This window comes from Melioribacteraceae bacterium (assembly GCA_030584085.1).
Classification (GTDB): Bacteria; Bacteroidota; Ignavibacteria; order Ignavibacteriales; family Melioribacteraceae; genus SURF-28.
In genome coordinates, this window is the sequence record CP129490.1 from 403,446 (window position 1) to 425,759 (window position 22,314).

The window sequence follows — 22,314 nt, forward strand, 5'->3', positions numbered from 1 at the left end:
CCATTTCTAAAATAAGCAAACCAAATACGAATCCGTTTCATAAAAATGTATTTAGATTCTCATCTAAAAAATATTTCATTTTGTATTTGTTACACTTTCTGACTATCGGAATCACTAGTGCACAAGAAAGTGAAATGAAATTCGAAATTATTAATCCGGAAAGAGGACTTTCGCAATCGACGGTTCATGCAATTCTGCAAGATAGCTTTGGATTTATATGGTTTGGTACCGAAGACGGATTGAATAAGTATGATGGTTACAATTTCACAATTTACCGACATGCCGAAAAAGATTCGAACTCTATCTCGGATAATTTCATTTGGGAAATCTATGAGGATAGTGAAAATAACTTGTGGATTGGCACAAGTAACGGTGGACTAAATCTTTACGATAGAGCAAAAAATGTTTTTACTCACTTTCAACATGATCCGACAAACCCAAAATCAATTAGTCAAGATGATGTTAGAACAATTTTTGAGGACAGCAATAAAAATTTATGGATTGGAACTAATAACGGCGGGTTGAATAAGTTTAATAAGTCGGATGAATCATTCACTATTTATAAAAATTCTCCTACCGATCCGAACAGTATTAGCAATAACAGCATAAGAGATATAGTTGAAGATAGAGATGGAAACTTATGGATTGGCACTAACGGAGGTGGATTAAACAAGTTTAATAAAGCTTTACAAAAATTTACTCGTTACATAGCTATGCCCGGTAATCCGAACAGTATCAGCGGTAACTTTGTGTGGTCGCTTCATCTCGATGATAATCAAATGATGTGGATAGGTGTAAACGGGAGAGGATTAAATAAGCTTGATCCCTATAGTATGAAGTTTACTTTATATCAATACGAATCAGACAAAAACAGTTTAATAAATAATAACGTTACCACAATTAAAGAAGATAAAAACGGATTGCTTTGGATAGGTACCGAAAGTGGATTAAGCATTTTCAATAAAACGAAAAACGAATTTGTCAACGTTAGGCATGATCCTCTGCGCCCGACTAGCTTAAGTAACAATTTAATCCGTTCTATTATCGAGGATCAATCTGGATTAATTTGGATCGGGACAGTAGGCGGCGGCGTTAATAAATATAATCCGCATAGTAAGCGGTTTGTACACTACCAAAATGATCCGTCGGATCAAAACAGCTTGAGCAGTAATATGATTAGAGCTGTATTTGAAGACAGTAGAGGAATTCTTTGGGTTGGAACACTTGGCGGGGGACTTAATAGATTCGATAAAGATAAAAACATAGTTACTCGATATCTATCTAATGAAAATGTTGCGGGCTCATTAAACGATAACCGGATTACATCAATTTACGAAGACAGTAAAAATACTCTCTGGGTTGGAACTTGGGGAAGCGGCTTGAATAAATCTGTAAACACTAATAATGGTTCAAAAATAGAATTTACTTACTATGTCAAAAATCCAAATAAAGAGTTGAGTATTCCTAGTGACACAATTCAAGCAATATATGAAGATTCATTTAAGAATTTGTGGGTAGGTACCGAAGCAGGGTTAAGTGTGTTTTTAAATGATAAGAATAATTTCTTTGCTTTCGAGCATGATGCGAAAAATCAAAAAAGTTTGAGTGATGACAGAATACAATCGAAATGTATTTATGAAGACATGGCGAATAATTTATGGATAGGTACTTGGAATGGATTGAACAGAATTTCATCACTCAAAAAATTCAATTCCGGTAATGTAGATGACATCCAATTTATCAGTTATAAAAGTGATATTTCCAATCCAAATTCTCTAAGCGATAATAGAATCATTTCAATTTATGAAGATCCTTCTTCAACAAAAGAAAGAATTGTTCTTTGGGTGGGTACTGTTTCAGGTGGATTAAATAAGATGGAAATATCAAAAGAAGGGGAACAAGAAAAAATTGAATTCAATCATTATACCGAAAAAAACGGTTTACCTAACAATGCTATTTACAGCATACTCGGAGATGAGAAAGGAAATCTTTGGGTAAGCACCAATAATGGTTTATCAAAATTTAATCCTAAGGATAGAACATTTAGAAACTATAATGAAAGCGACGGTTTACAAAGCGATCAATTTTATTGGGGAGCGTCCTTTAAAAGTGAAAGCGGAGAAATGTTTTTTGGCGGTGTAAACGGTCTAACTGCATTCTATCCTTCCGATTTAAAAGACAATCAACATGTGCCCAAAGTTTATATCACAGATTTACAACTGTTCAATAAACCTGTACCAATTTCCGAAGATTCACCGTTAAACGTTTCATTACTTGAGACAGATGCAATAGAATTGGATTATGATTCTTATGTGATAACATTTGAATACGTTGCGTTGGATTATACCGTGCCAGAAAAAAACCAGTATACTTATATGCTTGAAGGATATGACAAGCATTGGATACCCGGTGGAAATAAGAGATTTGTTACCTATTCAAAAATTGACGCCGGTGAATACGTCTTTAGAGTAAAGGGTTCAAATAACGATGGTGTTTGGAATGAAGAAGGTGCGTCATTAAAAATTACAATTTTGCCACCTTTCTGGTCATCCGTCTGGTTTATAAGTTTACTTATTCTGTTGTTTGGCGGAGCGATAGTATATTTATTCACATCACGAATTAAACAGATGCTGGCAGTTGAAAGATTACGAACAAAAATTGCTGCAGATCTTCATGATAATATTGGATCTAGTTTAACGGAGATTTCTATTCTGAGCGAAGTGATTTCGCAAAGATTGAAAAATGAAGATGAAAGCATACAGAAAAAGTTAAAAAGAATAAGCGAAGACTCTCGATCGTTAATTGATAGAATGAGTGACATTGTGTGGCTTGTCAATCCGCAACGCGATACATTGTATGATCTAATTTTAAGACTGGAAGATACTTATTCCGAATTACTGGCTATGACAAATATTTCATTTACCTCAAAAAACCTTAAATCATTGGAAAAAGTTTCTTTATCAATGGAGCAGAGGCAGCACTTGTTTCTGATTTTTAAAGAAGGTATAAATAATTGTCTAACTCATGGAGAATGTACCCAAATAACTTTAGATGCACATCTTGCGGGTAAAAGTTTGGAAATGATATTGACCGATAATGGAACCGGCTTTAATTCTGATCAGAAATTTATGGGAAATGGATTAAAGAACATGCACGCAAGAGCAAAGCAAATTGGCGGAACGCTTATAATTAATTCTGAAATTGGAAAAGGAACAACTTTGATTTATAAAGGAAAAATCAACTAATCTATTCCTCGAAATTGCTTATTATTCACAAAAAAAATCATTAGATTTAACCTCAATTTCATCATTTGTTTTATACCCAAAAACCAAGCAAGCATGATAAATATTATAATTGTAGAAGATAACGAAACTATCCGGGAAGGGCTTAATTTATTAATAGAAGGAACGGATGATTACCATTGTGCCGCCACATTTTCGAATTGCGAGGACATGCTGAAGAAAATCCATAAATTAAATTTTGATGTTCTTTTAATGGATATAGATTTACCCGGGATGTCCGGCATAGAAGGTATAAAAAAAGTAAAAGAAATTTATCCCGATAGCACAATTATGGTACTCACAATTTATGATGAAAATGATAGAGTCTTTGAAGCATTGTTTGCAGGCGCAAGCGGCTACTTAGTTAAAAAAACTCCGCCTGCCCGTTTACTTGAAGCAATAAAAGAAGCTTATGAAGGCGGCGCACCAATGAGTTCGCATATCGCAAGAAAGGTAGTTAATTTTTTTCAACAAAGTAAAAAAATAGAGCAACACGATGTTTCTTTAAATACATTAACACCAAGAGAAAAGGAAGTGCTTGGTGGTTTGGTAGAAGGACTGAGCATTAAAGCCATTGCAGATTCTCTTCACATCAGTGTTGAAACGGTAAGATTTCATTTTCGAAATATCTACAAAAAACTTCACGTTCATTCTCAATCCGAAGCAGTTGTAAAAGCAATTAAAGAAGGACTTGTTTAGTTTCACACCTCATCAAATTCTATTTCGTACTACCCAATTTGAGTGTTAATTTAATTTATTTTACCCAGCAAAATTAAAAATACCCTCATTTGAGCAGTAGTATTGATTTATCGAAAACATTAGTTTTAGACTATTATCATAACCTCATAATTTTAATTGTGGAGCATCTGTCTTGATAAATGTTGTGATTGTCGAAGATAACAATACTATCCGGAATGGATTGAAAGAATTTCTCAATAATTCAAAAGAGTATAAATGTGTTGCGGATTTTTCGAACTGTGAAAATTTATTGCAGAATTTTGAATCTTTGCAAATAGATGTAATTCTAATGGATATTGAGCTGCCGGGAATTTCCGGAATAGAAGGCATAAAGCAAATTCGTGCTCTTGATGAAAACCCACGTATTATAATCCTTACAATATATTCCGAAAGCGAAAACCTATTTGAAGCATTGCAGGCCGGAGCGAGTGGATACTTGGAGAAGAAAACTCCACCGATTCAAATGTTAAAGGTAATCGGAGAAGTTTATGCCAGTAAATCATATATGAATACATATATAGCAAGAAAGGTTTTAAATCATTTTAATAAAAAAAATGTTGCAGCTAAAAACGGTGAAATTCTCGAAAAGCCTGAATTCAGTGTTCTCACGGAATTAATTGAAGGTAAAAGTCCTAAAGCAATAGCCGATCATTTACAGATTCCTATGGAAAAAGTTCATGCATATTTTTATAGTGTTTATCAAAAATTACATTTGAATCTTGAACTGAAGAAAATACCCCTTTAGTGATGGAGTGAGTGGGTAGTAAAATACCCACTCAATTGATGTAGGGTTTTGTTGTTTTGAACCCAATATTCTTTCTAAATACTCAATTTGGGTAGTAGAAAGAGTAAGAATAAATCGATAATTTTTTAGAATTACATCAGGCATTTTAGATAAATATGTATGAAATAAATACTTTATGCAATGCCTATCAGTTACGAGATTTTTGTGGTTCAATGAAATTTACTACGATCTAATTGCACTAGTTTTTTTTGTTTTTACCGTGATAGCTTTACTGTAAAGATTATAGATTATTGTTCTTTTTATAATGAATTCAGCGTCGATTAAAATTGTTTTTTAACAATTAAGACACTCAAGTTGAATTATATTTTTGAAATAAAAGTGTCTTCGAATTCTGTAGTACCTATTCAGTTAAATTGGTATTTTGATATCATTATCTTGTAAGACTGTTAGCGGTATGATTGTTAATACCCACGCTTTTAACGATTGTATGCAACAGCAAGTAATAAGATAATAAGCAGTTTAAATCGGCAGATGAAAATAGAGTTTGAAGTGAGGAATTGAGAGTCTTTAGGGAGGACCATCAACCCCAGCTTATGTAAACACATCTAATACTAATCGCTCTTGGTTTTGTGGTGCAGTATTGCATCATGATGTGCTCGGTTCTCCTAAAATTAGTATCAAAATTATGTTATGAAATATCGGGCAGCAATAGTAAAAAGGTTTTAATCTTTAGGGAGTGATACATGAAAAAACTTTTACGATTTGTTATTATAAGCTTTTTAATATCCATAATACAAGTCAGCGCCGGTACAACGGGTAAAATATCCGGTACAATTCGCGATGCAATGACCGGAGAACCATTACCGTTTGTCAACGTTGTAATTGTTGGGACTAATCTCGGTGCGGCAGCGGATATTGATGGTTTTTACAACATACTCAATATTCAACCGGGCAATTATTCGGTAAAGGCATCAGCCATCGGATATAATGCCGTAACTGTTGAAAACGTCAGGGTGAATATTGACCTTACAACAACAGTTGATTTTGAACTATCCGAAACATCAATTCAACTTTCCGAAGACATTGTTGTTACCGCGACAAAACCGTTAATTAGAAAAGATCAAACTGCATCAACAGCAATTGTTGGCGATGATCTTATTAAAGAATTGCCTGTTACAGAAGTTAGTGATGTTTTGCAGCTTCAATCCGGTATTGTAGTTTCTGCCGGCGGTGATATTCACGTTAGAGGTGGTAGAAGCGGACAAGTATCTTATCAAATTGATGGCGTTCCAATTACAGATTCCTACGATGGTTCAACGGTTGTTGAAGTGAACTCAAGTGCTGTAAAGGAATTGCAAGTAGTAAGTGGAGCGTTCAATGCTGAATATGGTCAAGCTCTTTCCGGTGTTGTTAATCTTGTTACAAAAGACGGAAGCAATGATTTCTCCGGAAGCATAACAGCATATTCTGGTGATTATTTCTCAAGCAGAGATGACGTTTTTTGGAATATGGATGACATAGATCCCATTGCTGTTCGAAATACGGAATTCAGTTTGAGCGGACCGTTTATTAAAGATATGATTTACTTCTTTGTCAATGCAAGATATTACCATAATGCCGGTTATCTTTATGGAAGAAGAGATTTTCTTGTAACAGACAGAGCTTCCGAAGTTGCCGGGTCGGGCGGTTCTGAATATGAGTTTACTCAAAACGGTAATAGTGAATATGTATCGATGAATCCAAATACCAGATATTTTGGTCAAGGTAAACTCACATATCAAGTAGCTTCAGGGTTAAGACTAAGTTATAATTATTTGATTGAACGACAAGAATATCAACATTACAATCACGGAAGAAAACTCACACCCGATAATAATTTGCAACGCTTCGAAAAATCTTATTCGAATATCTTTTCCTTAAATCACGCAATTTCCAACAGTAGTTTCTACACACTTAATTTGAGTTATTATTTTAGAGATTACAGACATTATTTGTATGAAGATATTTATACAGGTGACGCATCTAGACCAACAGAATATATTGATAACTCGTTATTACAAACTCCTGCCTATGTGTTTGAAGTCGGCGGAACTGATTATAATAGATTTCACAGAAACTCCGGAACATATTCTGCAAAATTAGATTGGACAACACAGTTCACAAATGAAGTTAATGTTCAGTTTGGAGGTGAATTCAAACGACATCAACTTTATTATCAAAACATAAATCTGGCTCCGATGCTTGATGAAAACGGACAAAAAGTTACTCCATTTAATGTTAGAATTCCTGAAGTAACCACGCAGGATTATGATCAATACACAAGAAATCCGATTGAAGGTTCTGCTTATGTTCAAGCGAAATTTGAAGCTTTCAATTTAATTTTTAACGCCGGTGTTCGCTTTGATATTTTTGAACCCGATGGTGTTGTTTTAAGTGATCCAACCGATCCGAATATTGTTGATCCGTTAAGACCCGAAAATCAAGCTCGTACTTTAGAAGAAAGACGTACTTATTGGTATAAAGAAGCAAGTGTTAAAACACAACTTAGCCCGCGACTTGGTTTAGCTTTCCCGATTACCGATAAAGGTGTTATACATTTTTCATACGGTCATTTTTTCCAATTACCTCGGTATGAATATTTATACACAAATCCGGATTTTGAAATTGGTGTCGGTTCTGGTAATCAAGGATTATTTGGCAATGCTGATTTAAGACCGCAAAAAACAGTAAAAGGTGAAATCGGGTTGCAACAGCAAATTGGTAGTGACATGGCGGTTGATGTTACTGTTTTCTTTGAGGACTTTAGAGACTTAACAGGTACACAAACAGAAGAAATTTTAGTATTTGGCAGAGATAGAAGTTACAGTCAGTATGCGAACTCAGATTTTGGCTCATCAAAAGGTATTATCTTAAAATTTACAAAAAGATTTGCCGATGGTTTGGCTACTAATATTGATTACACTTATTCGGTCACAAAAGGAAACGCTTCTAATCCAGCCGATGCAAGAAATGCTGTTCTTGGCGGAGCTCTTCCCGAAACATTTATTGCCCCTTTAGATTGGGATCAATCACATACTCTTAATATTTCAGTTGCCTACAGTGTTCCGAAGGATTGGGGATTTTCTATAATTGGTAATTTTTATAGCGGACAACCATATACACCCGCCGTTAATAAAAATACAAGAGTTACACAAAATGCATTTCCAAGAAACAGTGCGGACAAACCGAATATCTTTAATATTGATATGAGAGTTTATAAAGATTTCGAAATAGGAGGCACTACAATTTCGGTTTTCATGAAAGTATTCAATTTACTCGATCTTGAAAATCCGAGAAATGTTTATTCAGATTCAGGCGATCCGTACTTCACATTCGGCAAATACGAAGCCGAACTAATCAATCCGCCACTTTATGGTATTAACACTTTGGATGAATTATATACGGACCCAACTCGTTTCTCTGAACCGAGAAGAATTGAACTAGGTGTTTCTTATTTTTTCTAAAAATTAGAGAGATATTTGTATGAAAAAACTTTTAATATTATTCTTATTCATTACTCTTATAGGACTTACGTTACACGCTCAGGGGCAGGGTGATCCAACTTTAAGAAGAATTGGATTTCATACCGGTAACAGAGCTGGTATTTCGTTCTATAATGATGGTCAAATTGCCGGATTCAATATCGGTATCGACATTCGAGGTGAATGGCCTCTCGGTTCCGGCGAAAATTATATCGGTGATTGCATCCCGTTAATAGGTGTTGAGTTTCTTACCACTCAAGGTGATACACTTCACTCGGTTACCATTTCAAGAGGTCCTCGTGCGGGACAAGGCAGAGAAAGACATCCGCAGTTCGGTTATTTCTGGGGTTGGAATCCAATCCCCGGTTACTTAAATCCGAATGCAGAATCGGTTGCAATGAGTCATCTTAGAGATTCATGGCCAGTCGGTGGATGGGCTGATGATCCTAGAACTCCCGCAAATGAATCACAATGGGTTGATTCACGAGGCGTTACCGAATGGAACGGATATTTTGGCAGAAGCATCATGAACGCCGATCAAGAAAGTTTCTTTGTTGCAGATGATCAACAAGATGATGAATTCAATGCAAACTTTTTACCTGATTCAACCGATCCTCTAAGAAAAGGTATGGCATTAAGACTTTATCAAAGAGGTTTTCAATGGGCAAGTTTCTTAGCCGAGGATGTTATTTTCTGGTTATACGATATCGAGAACGAAGGTACAACTACTTACAGAAAAGCTAACTTCGGTACAGTGGTTGGAACCTTAGCCGGTGGTGACGGCGACAGTGGTGATGACCTTGGATTTTTTGATGCACAGGATTGGATAACTTATTCATGGGATAGCGATGGTGTCGGTAACCGCGGACAAAAAGTTGGCTATGTTGGTTACGCATTCCTTGAATCTCCGGGTAACCCTTTTGACGGTATTGATAATGACGGCGATTCACATATATCTCCTGTTCCGGCACCGGTATTTGAAGAGACAGATTTTGATGAAGTAATTTACAGAACAGGCGACAGAGTTGTTTTGATTGATCCGGTTACTTATGAAAGATCATTACATACGGTTGGTTCGTCTACTGAAACTGTCTATTCAATGGGGATAGCATTCACGATCGAACCGGGTGTTACAAAGTTTAGAGAAGGTCACGTTGGAAGAATTGTTAACGGTGTTGCTGTTCCTGATATTTCAGCATACGACGGAATTGATAACGATCTTGACGGATTGATCGACGAGAACAAATCAATTCATGTTGATTCAAGAAGAATAAACAATCAATCACCTTTAAGTTATATCGATTATAGAACAGGAGCCGGTCAAGGTAATTTAATGATTGACGAAAGAAGAGATAATGATATAGATGAAGACGGCGATTGGGATCCTAATTTTGATGACGTTGGTTCGGATGGCTTAGGACCGGGTGATGATGGTTATACAGGTCCCGATCCTGATGGGTCTGAAGGCAACGGAAGACCTGATCAAGGTGAACCAAACTTTGGTAAAACCGATCCTGATGAATCGGATCAAATTGGTTTGACGGCATTTAACTTTTTTGCAAATAATGCTTCGCCGGATATGTCCAGTGACTCAACACTTTGGTCACGTATGCTCCCGGGAAGATTTGATGTAATTCCTTCGCAGCCACAAGATGGTGATTTTATTTATGCATCAGGTTTCTTCCCGTTACCTGCTAAAGGAACAGAAAGGTTCTCAGTTGCGTTACTTTTTGGTGAAGACAGACCGGATATCTTTAATAACAAAACAATTGTACAGCAAATTTATAACTCGGGATATAAATTCCCACAACCGCCTCCGAAACCATTTGTTACAGCTACACACGAGGACGGCAAAGTTACACTATATTGGGATGGTGAATTTACCGAGAACTCAAGAGATTTTATAACAAAGAAAAATGACTTCCAAGGTTATAAAATTTATAGAGCAACTGATGCCGGATTTATTGACTCAAGAGAAATAACCAATGCAATTGGTGTTTTGTCTTTTGATAAACCGATAGCACAATTCGACTTGGATGATGATATTGAAGGATTCTTCTATCCGTCTTATTCATTGCTGCAACAAGTTGGCGGTACAACCTTCTACCTTGGTAGTAACACTGGCATTGATAATAGATTTGTAGATTCAACAGTTATACCGGGTGTAACTTATTATTATGCCGTTGTTGCTTATGATTCGGGAGACGACTCGTTGGATATTTTCCCAAGCGAAAACTCCAAATTTATTTTTAGGTCTAATACAGGTGAAATTTTAACCGACGATAACACTGCGTATATAACACCGGGAAGACGCCCCGTGGGCTTCCAAAATGCGGATTTTGAAAACCTTGTGAAGTCACCAACATACAGAGCAACTGGTGTTATTGATGTTGAAGTGATAGATCAAGAAAGAATCAAAAACGGTTATAGATATAAAGTGGCTTTTCAGGATTCTGCTCTGCAGGGATATACAAAGAGTTACTCGTTATTGGATTTAGTAACTCCCGATACTGTGGTGATTCCATCAACTAACGAACAGTTTATAGTTAATCCCGGTCAACTAATAAACTTACCGGCTAATACAGATTCAATATTTGTAAACGGTGATGTTTTTTATGTGACGGGGAATTCTTACACAGCAGGTTTTGATACGCTTGTGAACAAATCCGCAACATTATTCGGCAGTACAAAAATTGTTGACGGATTCAGAATGCAGATCTTTAATGATGAATTGATCCGAAGAGATACGAGTAAATCAAAATGGATTAATATTAATTCGACTACTCCACCGGCATACACATTCCAACCGTTTTTCTTGACGAATTCTAATCCTGGTAATACATATAATGGAATTAACATGCCGTACGATTATGAAATTGAATTTTACAGCTCGATTGTAGATACCTCGGTTGCAGATACTTTATTTCCTCCGATTACTTCAAATATTGTTACGGCAAAAGAGGTTCCATTTAAAGTTAAAAACAGAACTACAAATCAATATATTGATTTTGCGTACTTAAGAACCGGTACAATCTCAACGGTTCATAGTATTTACTTTATTGAGAATATTGAAGGTGAAAGAAAACGAACATGGCGTGTTAACGTGACATATCTCGGTCCCGATGTTCCTCTTGAAACACAAGGTTCGTTGCAAATTTCTACAACAAAACCATTTTCTAGGTTTGATGATGTTGAATTTACAATGAAGGGTTCTGAAATAAGCAGTACTCTTAAAGAAGCTGATCTCGATAGAATAAAAGTCGTTCCTAATCCTTACGTTGTTACACATGCCGGAGAAGCAAGATTGCTCAGCTCGCAGACGAGCGGACGAGGTGAACGTGAAATCAGATTCACATATGTTCCACCTGGAGCTAAGATTTCTATATTCACAGTTAGGGGTGAATTAATTAAGACGCTAACACACGAGGAACTTTATGTAGGTGATGTTTATTGGAATTTAAGATCTGACGAAAATATTGACGTTGCTTTTGGTGTTTATGTGTTCGTTGTTGAAGTTCCTAAAGTTGGTACAAAAATCGGCAAGTTCGCCCTAATTAAGTAACGGAGAATTGACATGAAGAAATATATAATTATACTTTTGTTTTTGATTAACTCCGGACTGCTTATGTCTCAGACAAAAGTAGGCTCTACCGCAGCTCAGTTTCTCGGAGTACCGGTTGGACCGAGAGCTATTTCAATGGGAGGTGCATTTGTTGCTACTGCTAACGATGTAACTTCATTATATTGGAATCCTGCTGGTGTATCCAGAATGAATGCCAATTCTGCTTTATTCCAACATACCAGATGGTTTGCCGATATTGATTATAATTGGGCGGGTGCTGTTCTTAATTTAGGCGGAATGGGTGCTTTCGGATTAAGTGTTACCTACCTTGATTATGGTCAAATGGAAGTGACAACCTTAGCTGAACAGGACGGAACGGGAGAGTATTTCTCGGCTAATGATCTTGCTTTAGGTTTAACTTATGCATACAACCTAACCGATAGATTCTCAGTCGGTGGCACTATAAAATATGTTAATCAAACAATTTGGAATTCTTCTGCAAGTGGAGTTGCAATTGATCTTGGTGTATTATTCCGGTCAGATATTTATGGATTGCGGATCGGTGCTTCCATTACTAATTTTGGCTCGGATATGAAGATGGACGGAAAAGATTTATACGTTCAGCACGATATAGATAGAAATATATTCGGGAATAACGATCAAATACTTGCAACACTTAATACCGATGCGTTTCCGATGCCCCTAGCATTTAGAGTCGGTTTAGCTATGGATGTGCTCGATTTGGAATATCATAGGTTTACAGTTGGTGTAGATGCATTACATCCGAACGATAATGCAGAATCATTAAATCTTGGTGCCGAATATGTTTTCAATAATTTGATCTCAATACGCGCCGGGTACAAATCATTGTTTCTTGATAATTCGGAAGAGGGGCTTACTCTTGGTGTAGGTTTAAGTTATGATTTTGCACCCGGGTTAGGTTTCTTTTTAGATTATGCATATCAAGATTTTGGTATTCTTGATTATACACAGCACTTTGCTATCGGGGTGCGCTTTTAGATGAATAAGTCTTTTTATTATGCTATATTTATTAGCTTTAACTAACTAAATTCCTTTAAAAATCTTAGGGAGGTACCTTAGATGAAAAAACTACTTACAATTGCTGTACTGCTTTTATTTGCAGTTGCAGTAAATGCTCAAACTTACACTATTACGTTTAATGTAGATATGAGCATCCAACAACAAAACGGAAATTTTGATCCAGCTACAGATGTTCTAAGTATTAATGGAACAATGAATGAATGGACTCCGGAAGTTGACGTTTTAACTGATCCAGATGCTGATCTAATCTATACTATTGAGATGGAGTTCGAAAATGGTACAGAATTAGAATTTAAATTCTGGGCTACTCAATTAGAGTGGGAATCAGTCGATAACAGAACACACACAGTAACAGAAGATGCTACATTAGACTATTTCTTCAACAACGTAAGTGTTCTAAGCCAAGAGATATCAGTTACATTTATTTGCAACATGGAATATGAAATTGTTTCCGGTCGTTTCAATCCTGAAACAGATACATTAACAGTTCGTGGCGGGATGAATGGCTGGGGCGCTTCTGATATCTTAGAACCAAGTGCTCTTGATCCGAACGTGTATGAACTAACACAAATGTATGAACTTCCTGTTGATGTTGAAGTAGGTCACAAATTTGCTTATATGACTGCTGCCGGCGTTACAGGTTGGGAAAACGATCCTAACAAAGTTTTCACTCCAACACAAGCAGATTTTGATGCTGGTTTTATCGTTGTTGAAAGAACTTTCAACAATGCTACAGCAGCAGATCTTACAGGTCAAGAAACAACAATTACATTTACAGTTGATATGAACGGTGCTGTTGACGGTAATTTAGGAACTCCTTTTGGAACAATTGAAAATGTGATTATAGCCGGAGCAAATCCTCCATTGGCATGGCCTAGCGGCGGTTGGCCTGATACTGATGCAAACCTAGTTCATTTCTTAAATGATGACGGTACAGATGGTGATGCAACTGCAGGTGATGGAATCTGGTCAGTAAACTTATTATTCCCGCAATATTCATTACTTGGTGTTGAATATAAATACGGTGCTAACTGGGGAACAGGAATTTCAAACGATAACGAAGGTGGAGTAGGTGATAACCACTGGATTAGAATGACTCCTGATTTAGTAAGTGCTAGAGTTGAAAATACATTCGGTGTTATGGCTTCTTCAGATAACCCACACCCATTAGTTGACATCGTTGTTGGTGTTGAACAAGAAGGTAATGAAATTCCTCTAACTTTCGCTTTGGATCAAAACTATCCTAACCCATTCAACCCTTCAACAACTATTAAGTTTGCTATTCCTCAACAATCTAATGTTACTTTAAAAGTATACAATATGTTGGGACAAGAAGTAGCAACTTTAGTTAACGAACAAATGAATGCTGGTTCTTATAATGTTGATTTTGACGCTAGCAGCTTGAGCAGCGGTATTTACTTCTACTCAATTCAAGCAGGTCAATTTAATGTTACTAAGAAAATGATGCTTATTAAGTAATATTGTATTTGTAATTACCAAGAAAGCCGGTTTGAATAAAGCCGGCTTTTTTGTTTTAAAGAAGATGATTAATTTTGCCATCCTGTATTGATTTAAACTCTATAGATATTGACTTATATTTGTCAGTATGAAAAACTATTTCAAATCCTTTCACGTTTTCTTTTTACACTTTATCCTTTGTCCGTTATCCTTTATCCTTTTGCCTTTGTCCTTTATACTTGTTTCCTGTAACACAACCGAACCACCGCCGGATAACGGTAATGGAAACGGCAACGATGAACCCAAACCTAAAATTACACTAACCGTTGATGATACATCACCAACCGAAGTTTGGCTTAACTTAACTACCGAAAACATTTCTTTGCCCGACACACTTAAGTTATTTAGGAATAACGATAAAGTAAAAACAATTGAGTTATTCGACAGCAGTTTTATTTTTTACCAAGATTCACTCCTCCCTTCACAGAGTTATACCTACACAGCAATAATAAACGACACTGTAACCAGTGAAGCAACCGCCATAACAATGGATACAACAAGCCATAATTTTAGTTACGAGATATTTGAATTTGGCGAACACGGCAACAGTGTACTGAGAGATGTAGCAATTATTGACGAGAACAACATTTGGGCAGTTGGAGCAATTTACCTAAAAGATTCAACCGGAGCGAATGATTCTAAATTGTATAATGCTGTTCACTGGAACGGCAACGAATGGCAGCCGTTGAGAATTGTGGAAGAAGGATTTCTACTTGCTCCTGAGTATAGTATTTATGCAATAGCTGAAGATGATATTTGGATAGGCGGCTCAATACCTCAACATTGGGATGGTAATATATGGACTTTCTGGGGGAGTAATAAAGGTTATGAGGGAGGATTCTATATTAAAAAAATTTGGGCTAAAAGTTCTGATGAAGTATATCTTGTCGGAGGTAATGGAAATATCCGTCACTACAACGGCACGTCTTGGCGAAAGATAGAGAGTGGGACAGACGTAGATTTGCGGGATGTTACTGGGAATCAAAACGGAACTGAAATTTATATAAGCGGATATTCTACTGATTACAGCAAAAGTGTTTTAATGAAATTATCTAATAACGTCCTAAATGTGATATGGGAAAATAAAACCTTGCAAGATACTCCACCTTATGGGAGTACTGTCAATAGTATAAAACTATTGAATAACGATTTGTTCATTGCGAGCAATATTGGTGTATTCAGGAAAAAACTAAAATACACACTGCCGGATAAAAAACTCTACTACCCTCCAAGATGGGTATACAAAGTTACCGGGACTAATGTAAATGATACATATTCTGTCGGTGACAGATTAAGTATAACACATTTCAATGGAAGTAGTGAAAGGCAAGTATTTATTGACTATTCACAGGTCTCACCTCTGTACTCTGCAGATTCAAAAGAAAATATAATTGTTGCTGTTGGCACAAAAGTAGAAAATGTACTTTATCACAAAGCAATAATTATAAAATTAAAAAGGTAACACTTACACAGAATAAAAAATCCAATTAATCAACAACCATCAATCTACTAATCCGCAAATCCGTTAATTCGCCAAATCCGCAAATTCAAATTAGAATTAAAGAAATACCTTACCTAATCCTCTCCAACTGAATTTTCAAACCTTTCGCACCCGGAAAATTTGGATCAAGTGAGAGACAAATATCAAGATAACTTAAGGCGTTTGAGAATTGCTTTTTGTTCACATAAACTCCCGCCAAATTATAATAAGTCTGCGGATCGGAACTGTCTAACTCAATACTTTGCAACAAATACTTTTCCGCCGTATCAAAATCATTTTTGGAAAGAGCAATAATGCCAATCCATTTTGCGGAATATGCGGAAGGAAGTAATTCATATCTTTCAAGTAAATATTTATAAGCTGTATCGTATTCTTTTCTTTTTAACATTTCCGAAGAAACCATATCGTAGTAACTTTCAAAGTAGGGAAATTGATTAATCAAATTATTCATCTGACTTAAATAGCTTTCGATATCATTATTCGATAAATAATAAGCTGCGGCATTACGTTGTGCTTTTTCCCAATTCATATTATTTGCTACAACCTGATAAGCAAGCGAATCAATTGTATTTAGAGGATTAAGCAAAACATTCTTCGGCAATTTTTTATTCGGATCGTTATAAGGCCAATCATTTTTTAGGACTTTAATTCTGTAATCGGCAATTACGGAATCCAATTTTGTGAAATGAAAATTTGCACGAGTTAATGAATCAGTTGATTCAGGTAAACTTTCTTCGACACTATTTATGTCAACTAAATTTTCATTGATCATTTTATTAACAAACAATTTGCCAATCTCAAAATAACCGGTGAGATTCGGATGAAGATGATCCGTCATTAAATTATCGCCGGTAATATTATTCGGACTAAGTGAAGCAAAAAGAGATTCCGCATCTACTACATGAACATTTTTAAAACTGCTATACTCTTCGATAATATTATTTATCTTTTCCGGAGCGCGGAATCGCAGCATATCAAGATCTTTAGCGAATCTGAATAAAGAATCGGCTTTAATAAAATTTTCATTATTGTATTCACTTCTTGCTTCGTTATAAATTTCAGAAGCGGCAGGATAAGTTTCAGTCTTCCTAGAAATGAACGGCGGTTGATCAGCCAAGTTAGAAGGAAGTGTTGTAATTATAACCGGAATATTTTGAATACTTGCATTTTCAAGCACATCATTCATGTTTGATCTAAATTGTTCAATGCCGGCATTAAAAATATCGGAGTTATATTCAATCGATTGATTCTGCGCCATACGTGACATCAACGTACCTTCGGCAATCTGTTCATCACTTCCAATTGATAAAATTGATTTCACGAAATCGCGAATAAGCTGAGTCGTTTTAAATTTATTTAGTGATAATACCAAGTTGATAAAAAACGGTGAATTTCCAAGCGATTCTTGTGAACCGACACCGAGCGCACCGTAATATTCATTATGTCCCGCATAAATTAAAATTAAATCCGGCTGCTGCTCAACAACACCGTCGAAGAAATCTTTAATTGTATAACTATTAACCGCGGTTAATGCTATGTTTACGACTTCAATCTGCTTATCGGGCATCAACAATTTTAATCTGTCTCTTACATACCGCGAAAATGATCCATTCGGAGAATACGGATACCCGACGGCAGAACTTCCGCCGAGAACAAAAATTCTATAACTATTTTCGGGTTTATCTTTTAGGAAAACATCTTTAATAGATTCGGGAACTGATTTGGTAGAATAGAAATATCTTCTCGGAGCATCGGGATTTAACCCGATTCTCTGTTCATCGACTTCAACCCACTGATCCAAATTATAACCGTAATCGAAAACTCTTAACCCGATTTCGAGAAATACAAAAAAGAGAATTGGAATAAGCGCTAATATTAAATAAAAACTTTTCGGAACAGGCTTAGCCGATTCTTTTATTGTATGGATATAGTTTTTAACTTCACCTTCGTCCATATAAAAATCAGCGGAAATCTTTTCGGCACTTAATTTCTTCCAAAACTTTTCGACTATTTTTTTCTGTTTATTACTTAACGGCAAGCTGCCTCCAACGTGAATTTGCTTTACAATCACTTAGCATAACTATAAATTTACCAAATTAATTAATCAATCATAACCAATGAACATACTCGGAATCTCGGCTTTTTATCACGACAGCGCAGCCGCTTTAATTGTGGACGGGAATATTATTGCCGCCGCGCAAGAGGAAAGATTTACACGAAAGAAACACGATCATCGTTTCCCGGTAAATGCAGTTAATTATGTTTTAGGTGAAGCCGGAATTACAAGTGATAAAATTGATTACGTAGCATTTTACGATAAACCATTTCTAAAGTTTGAAAGATTATTAGAATCTTATCTTGCTTATGCTCCGATCGGAATTCAATCATTCATCAAAGCAATGCCGTTGTGGATTAAAGAAAAATTGTGGATGAAAGAATTAATTAAGAATGAAATAGGTTTTGAAGGAAGAGTATTATTCCCCGAACATCATGAATCACACGCGGCTTCTGCATTTTTTGCTTCACCATTTAGTGAAGCAGCATTTTTAACAATTGACGGTGTAGGCGAATGGACAACAACAAGTTATGGTATTGGTAAGAATAATAAAATTGAATTACTTGCGGACATCAAATTCCCTCATTCAATCGGATTACTTTATTCCGCGTTTACTTATTACACGGGATTCAAAGTCAATTCCGGTGAATATAAAGTGATGGGTTTAGCGCCATACGGTGAATCCAAGTATGTTGATATTATTCTTAATGAGTTGATGGATCTTAAAGAAGACGGTTCGTTCAAACTGAACATGAAGTATTTTAATTATGCTTCCGGTTTAACAATGACAAACGACAAATTCCACAAATTATTCGGAAGAGAACCCCGTCAACCGGAAGGAAAGTTAACTCAAATGGATATGGATCTTGCTCGTTCGGTTCAAGATGTAACCGATGCAGTAATGATAAGATTAGCGAGACATATCAAAAAAGAAACCGGCATGAAGTATTTGGTTTTAGCCGGCGGTGTTGCGTTGAATTGTGTTGCCAACGGAAAAGTTTTAAGAGAAAATATCTTTGACGATATATGGATTCAACCCGCGGCGGGAGATGCGGGAGGAGCGCTCGGAGCTGCACTATTTACATGGTATCAATATCTTGATAATGAAAGAAAGACTTTCGCAAATATCGATTTTCAAAAAGGTTCTTATCTCGGACCGGAATTCAGTAACGAGTATATCAAAGAATACTTGGATAAAAATAAAATTCCATACCGGTTTATTGAGGCGGAAAATTTACCCGGGTATTGCGCCGATTTAATTGCGGAAGAAAATGTTATCGGATGGTTTCAAGGAAGAATGGAATTCGGTCCGCGAGCTCTCGGTAATCGCTCAATTATCGGTGATGCTAGATCAAAAAAAATGCAATCGATAATGAACTTGAAGATAAAGTATCGGGAAAGTTTCAGACCATTTGCACCTTCCGTGTTGGAAGAAAAAGTTTCGGAATATTTTGAAATCGATAGACCTAGTCCATATATGTTATTAGTTGCCGATGTAAAAAAAGAACGTCAGAAAGCAATGAGTGACGAAGAAAACAACTTATTCGGGATTGATAAACTGAACATAGTTCGTTCGGATATTCCGGCAATTACTCATATTGATTACTCAGCCCGTATTCAAACTGTGAATAAAGATACAAATCCGGTTTATCATAAATTGATTTCAGAATTCGATAAGAAATACGGTTGTGCGGTTATTATCAATACTTCATTTAATGTAAGGGGCGAACCGATTGTATGCACTCCGGAAGAAGCTTATACCTGTTTTATGAGAACCGAAATGGATTATCTTGTACTTGGTAATTTTGTGCTTAATAAAAAAGATCAGCCGAAGTTTGAAGAAGATAAAAATTGGCGGGAAGAATTTGGGTTAGACTAATATGATATCAGAGGAATTAAAACATATTAAAAGTGATAAAAAAGAACTTCGAAAATTCGGAATTACTGTCGGAGCGATTCTTATAGTTATCGGATTCCTCTTTCAGTATGCTTGGGATAATTATACAGTTTATATGATTGTCGGCTCAGCCGGGGCAATTCTTTTATTCTTCGGTATAATTTATCCTAAAATATTATTACCGATTCATAAAGCGTGGATGACAATAGCCGTTATTCTCGGTTTCATTATGACCAGAGTAATTCTATCAATATTATTTTATTTTGTTGTTACAATTATCGGTTGGATTGCGAAGTTAGTCGGTAAGGATTTTATCGATAGAAAAATTGAAAAGGATAAGCCGAGTTACTGGAATAAAAGAGAAAAGATCAGTTACACAAAAGAACTAACAGAGAGACAATTTTAACAGGAAATAAATGGGCAAGTTATCAATCATATCGGAATTGTGGCAGTTTTTAAAAGTCAGAAAAAAATGGTGGCTGCTGCCGATAATATTTTTCTTAGTATTACTCGGCGGATTAATAATATTAACACAAGGTTCAGCCCTAGCACCGTTTATCTACGCAATTTTTTAAATCGATAATCAGCTCGATAAATTATTGAGCTGACTATCTATACCTCAGCGGATATTGTCATCCGTCTATCTGTACATAAATCCATTCTATAAGAAAAATATTGTGTCTTGATAATCACAAAAATTTGTATAATTGTCATCCGACTTTCCGCAAACTCATCGGTACATTTAAACACACATTCCCTAAATATCAGTTGTCGAGGACAGATATGAAGAAGAGTATTTCCAAATATTTAATTGTTATTCTCTTCCTTTTTATTGTAAATCTTGAAGCGGCTCCTAAGTTAACGGCAATACTAATAATTGTAGATGATTACGAAGATGCCGAACTAAACAACATCTCCGAATCAGTTAAACGGGATTTGGGTACAATCGGCGGGTTATTAAACATACTCGAGAAGAGAAACTTATATAAAGTAAATAAAATTGTGCTGCGTGGAAAAGATGCGACATCACAAAAAGTTAAAAGCGCAATTAACTCGGCGGCAACCTCACCGGATGATATTTTTATGGTCTTCTTCAGTGGTCACGGGGGAATGGATTCAAAAGGTACTTTTGTTGTCACACGAGAAGGAAACAATTTATATAGAAGTGATTTAGAGAAAGCTGTTAAAGGTAAAAACGCTCGATTGGAAATATTAATTACGGATGCATGCAGTAACGAAGTTGAAGAAATTGCTACCGCCAGAAGTTTAAAAACATCCCGTTCTTCAATGGAAGGAAAGTTTGATGAAATTTATAAAAAATTGTTCGGCGATTATGAAGGGTTTATGAGTCTCTCGGCTTCTTCGGAAGGAGAGTATGCTTGGTCAGACGATAATTACGGCGGATACTTCACATATTATTTTTTTAAAGAAGGATTGACGAAAAATCCGGCTAGTACCTGGAATGAAATATTTTCTTCATCGCGACAAAAAGTAGTTCAGATGTTTAACCGTATGCCGTCCGAGCAAAGAAATCAATTGATGAGTGAAGGAATAAACAGCCAAACACCGAAAGCGTATTCACTGCCGGTAAATAAAAATTCGGTAACTCCGCCTCAACCTGTAAAACCGCAATCTACTCCTTTAACGACTAGCATCAGCATTCTAAACAATACCAACAAAACGATCAAATATTTTGTTGAGGTGTATTCCTCAGATGGAAATTCATTGATAAACGAATCAGAAGGAAAATTATCTGCGGGCAAATCACTGAAACTTTCCGAGAACTCAGTAATTTATTTTGAGGCAGGCAATGAAGAAGTGGGATACGAACTTGAATCCGGCAGTTATGTATTCAAATCTACTAGCTGGGGATATGTCGATCTTTTCCCCGAAGAAGAGAATGAATCATATAACGAGTACGAGTATTACACGACTAACGAACTTACCGATATTATGACTAGAGTTTGGGAATTCGAACTCACAGATGAATATGTATATTTTGAATTTTATGAAGACGGTACTTATGATCTCACCGATTATCAAGATTATATTATTGATGAAGGCTCATGGGATTTATACGAAGAAAAATTTGAAGGTGAAGTTTATCATATTTTATCACTAACCGATTCCGAAGGAATTACAGATGAATACTATATGTATACGGAAGACGGATATATGATTGAATTAATTGCAGCTGATGATGTAAACGGAAAAGTTGAATTTCTTTATGCTTTTGAATAACCAATTTATTGGAGATTTATGCCGAAATTTGTTATTCTTACGTCTCAAAATTTTGAAGAAATACACGGAGAGTTGGCAGAGTGGTTGAATGCGGCGGTCTTGAAAACCGTTAAGGATGCAAGTCCTTCCGGGGTTCGAATCCCTGACTCTCCGCCCAGATAATTAAAACCTCAATTACAGCGATTATAAGCC

General features: G+C 36.0%; 13 protein-coding genes and 1 tRNA gene. 13 read left to right on the top strand and 1 reads right to left on the bottom strand.

Going from position 1 to position 22,314, the window contains the following annotated elements:
* Positions 1-134 precede the first annotated feature (134 nt).
* The 8 genes from QY331_01840 (at position 135) to QY331_01875 (ending at position 15,889) form a co-directional block, all read left to right on the top strand.
* Positions 135-3,245 (top strand): two-component regulator propeller domain-containing protein, encoded by a 3,111-nt coding sequence (locus QY331_01840; protein ID WKZ69994.1) that lies wholly within the window; start codon positions 135-137, stop codon positions 3,243-3,245.
* 93 nt (positions 3,246-3,338) lie between these two features.
* Positions 3,339-3,980: a response regulator transcription factor gene (locus QY331_01845; protein WKZ69995.1), complete on the top strand. Its 642-nt coding sequence runs from the start codon at positions 3,339-3,341 to the stop codon at positions 3,978-3,980.
* Positions 3,981-4,152: 172 nt separating this feature from the next.
* A complete protein-coding gene (locus tag QY331_01850; protein WKZ69996.1) occupies positions 4,153-4,764 on the top strand; it encodes a response regulator transcription factor in 612 nt (203 codons plus the stop codon).
* A gap of 743 nt (positions 4,765-5,507) precedes the next feature.
* Positions 5,508-8,267, top strand: a complete 2,760-nt coding sequence (locus tag QY331_01855) for a TonB-dependent receptor (protein WKZ69997.1) — start codon at positions 5,508-5,510, stop codon at positions 8,265-8,267.
* Between the two features lie 19 nt (positions 8,268-8,286).
* A complete protein-coding gene (locus QY331_01860) occupies positions 8,287-11,847 on the top strand; it encodes a hypothetical protein (GenBank protein ID WKZ69998.1) in 3,561 nt (1,186 codons plus the stop codon).
* Between the two features lie 12 nt (positions 11,848-11,859).
* Positions 11,860-12,867 carry a PorV/PorQ family protein gene (locus QY331_01865; protein ID WKZ69999.1) on the top strand — a complete coding sequence of 336 codons (1,008 nt, stop codon included), beginning with the start codon at positions 11,860-11,862 and terminating at the stop codon, positions 12,865-12,867.
* A gap of 81 nt (positions 12,868-12,948) precedes the next feature.
* Positions 12,949-14,388 carry a T9SS type A sorting domain-containing protein gene (locus QY331_01870; protein ID WKZ70000.1) on the top strand — a complete coding sequence of 480 codons (1,440 nt, stop codon included), beginning with the start codon at positions 12,949-12,951 and terminating at the stop codon, positions 14,386-14,388.
* Between the two features lie 127 nt (positions 14,389-14,515).
* Positions 14,516-15,889, top strand: a complete 1,374-nt coding sequence (locus QY331_01875; GenBank protein WKZ70001.1) for a hypothetical protein — start codon at positions 14,516-14,518, stop codon at positions 15,887-15,889.
* Positions 15,890-15,998: 109 nt separating this feature from the next.
* Here the strand turns inward: QY331_01875 and QY331_01880 are convergent, their stop codons facing one another.
* Complete coding sequence (locus QY331_01880; protein WKZ70002.1) at positions 15,999-17,966, bottom strand: GDSL-type esterase/lipase family protein; 1,968 nt, start codon at positions 17,964-17,966, stop codon at positions 15,999-16,001.
* Between the two features lie 79 nt (positions 17,967-18,045).
* Between QY331_01880 and QY331_01885 the strand changes: the two genes are divergently transcribed.
* The 5 genes from QY331_01885 to QY331_01905 all read left to right on the top strand — a co-directional run bounded on the left by QY331_01885 (position 18,046) and on the right by QY331_01905 (position 22,275).
* The gene (locus QY331_01885; GenBank protein WKZ70003.1) at positions 18,046-19,863 is read left to right on the top strand and encodes a carbamoyltransferase; all 1,818 of its coding nucleotides are present in this window, start codon (positions 18,046-18,048) and stop codon (positions 19,861-19,863) included.
* 1 nt (position 19,864) lies between these two features.
* A complete protein-coding gene (locus QY331_01890) occupies positions 19,865-20,287 on the top strand; it encodes an SxtJ family membrane protein (GenBank protein WKZ70004.1) in 423 nt (140 codons plus the stop codon).
* A 10-nt stretch (positions 20,288-20,297) separates the two neighbouring features.
* Entirely contained in the window at positions 20,298-20,456 is a 159-nt protein-coding gene (locus QY331_01895) for a DUF5989 family protein (GenBank protein WKZ70005.1), read from the top strand.
* 208 nt (positions 20,457-20,664) lie between these two features.
* A complete protein-coding gene (locus QY331_01900) occupies positions 20,665-22,122 on the top strand; it encodes a caspase family protein (GenBank protein WKZ70006.1) in 1,458 nt (485 codons plus the stop codon).
* Between the two features lie 66 nt (positions 22,123-22,188).
* Positions 22,189-22,275: transfer RNA gene (locus tag QY331_01905), tRNA-Ser, on the top strand.
* The last annotated feature ends 39 nt before the right edge of the window (positions 22,276-22,314 follow it).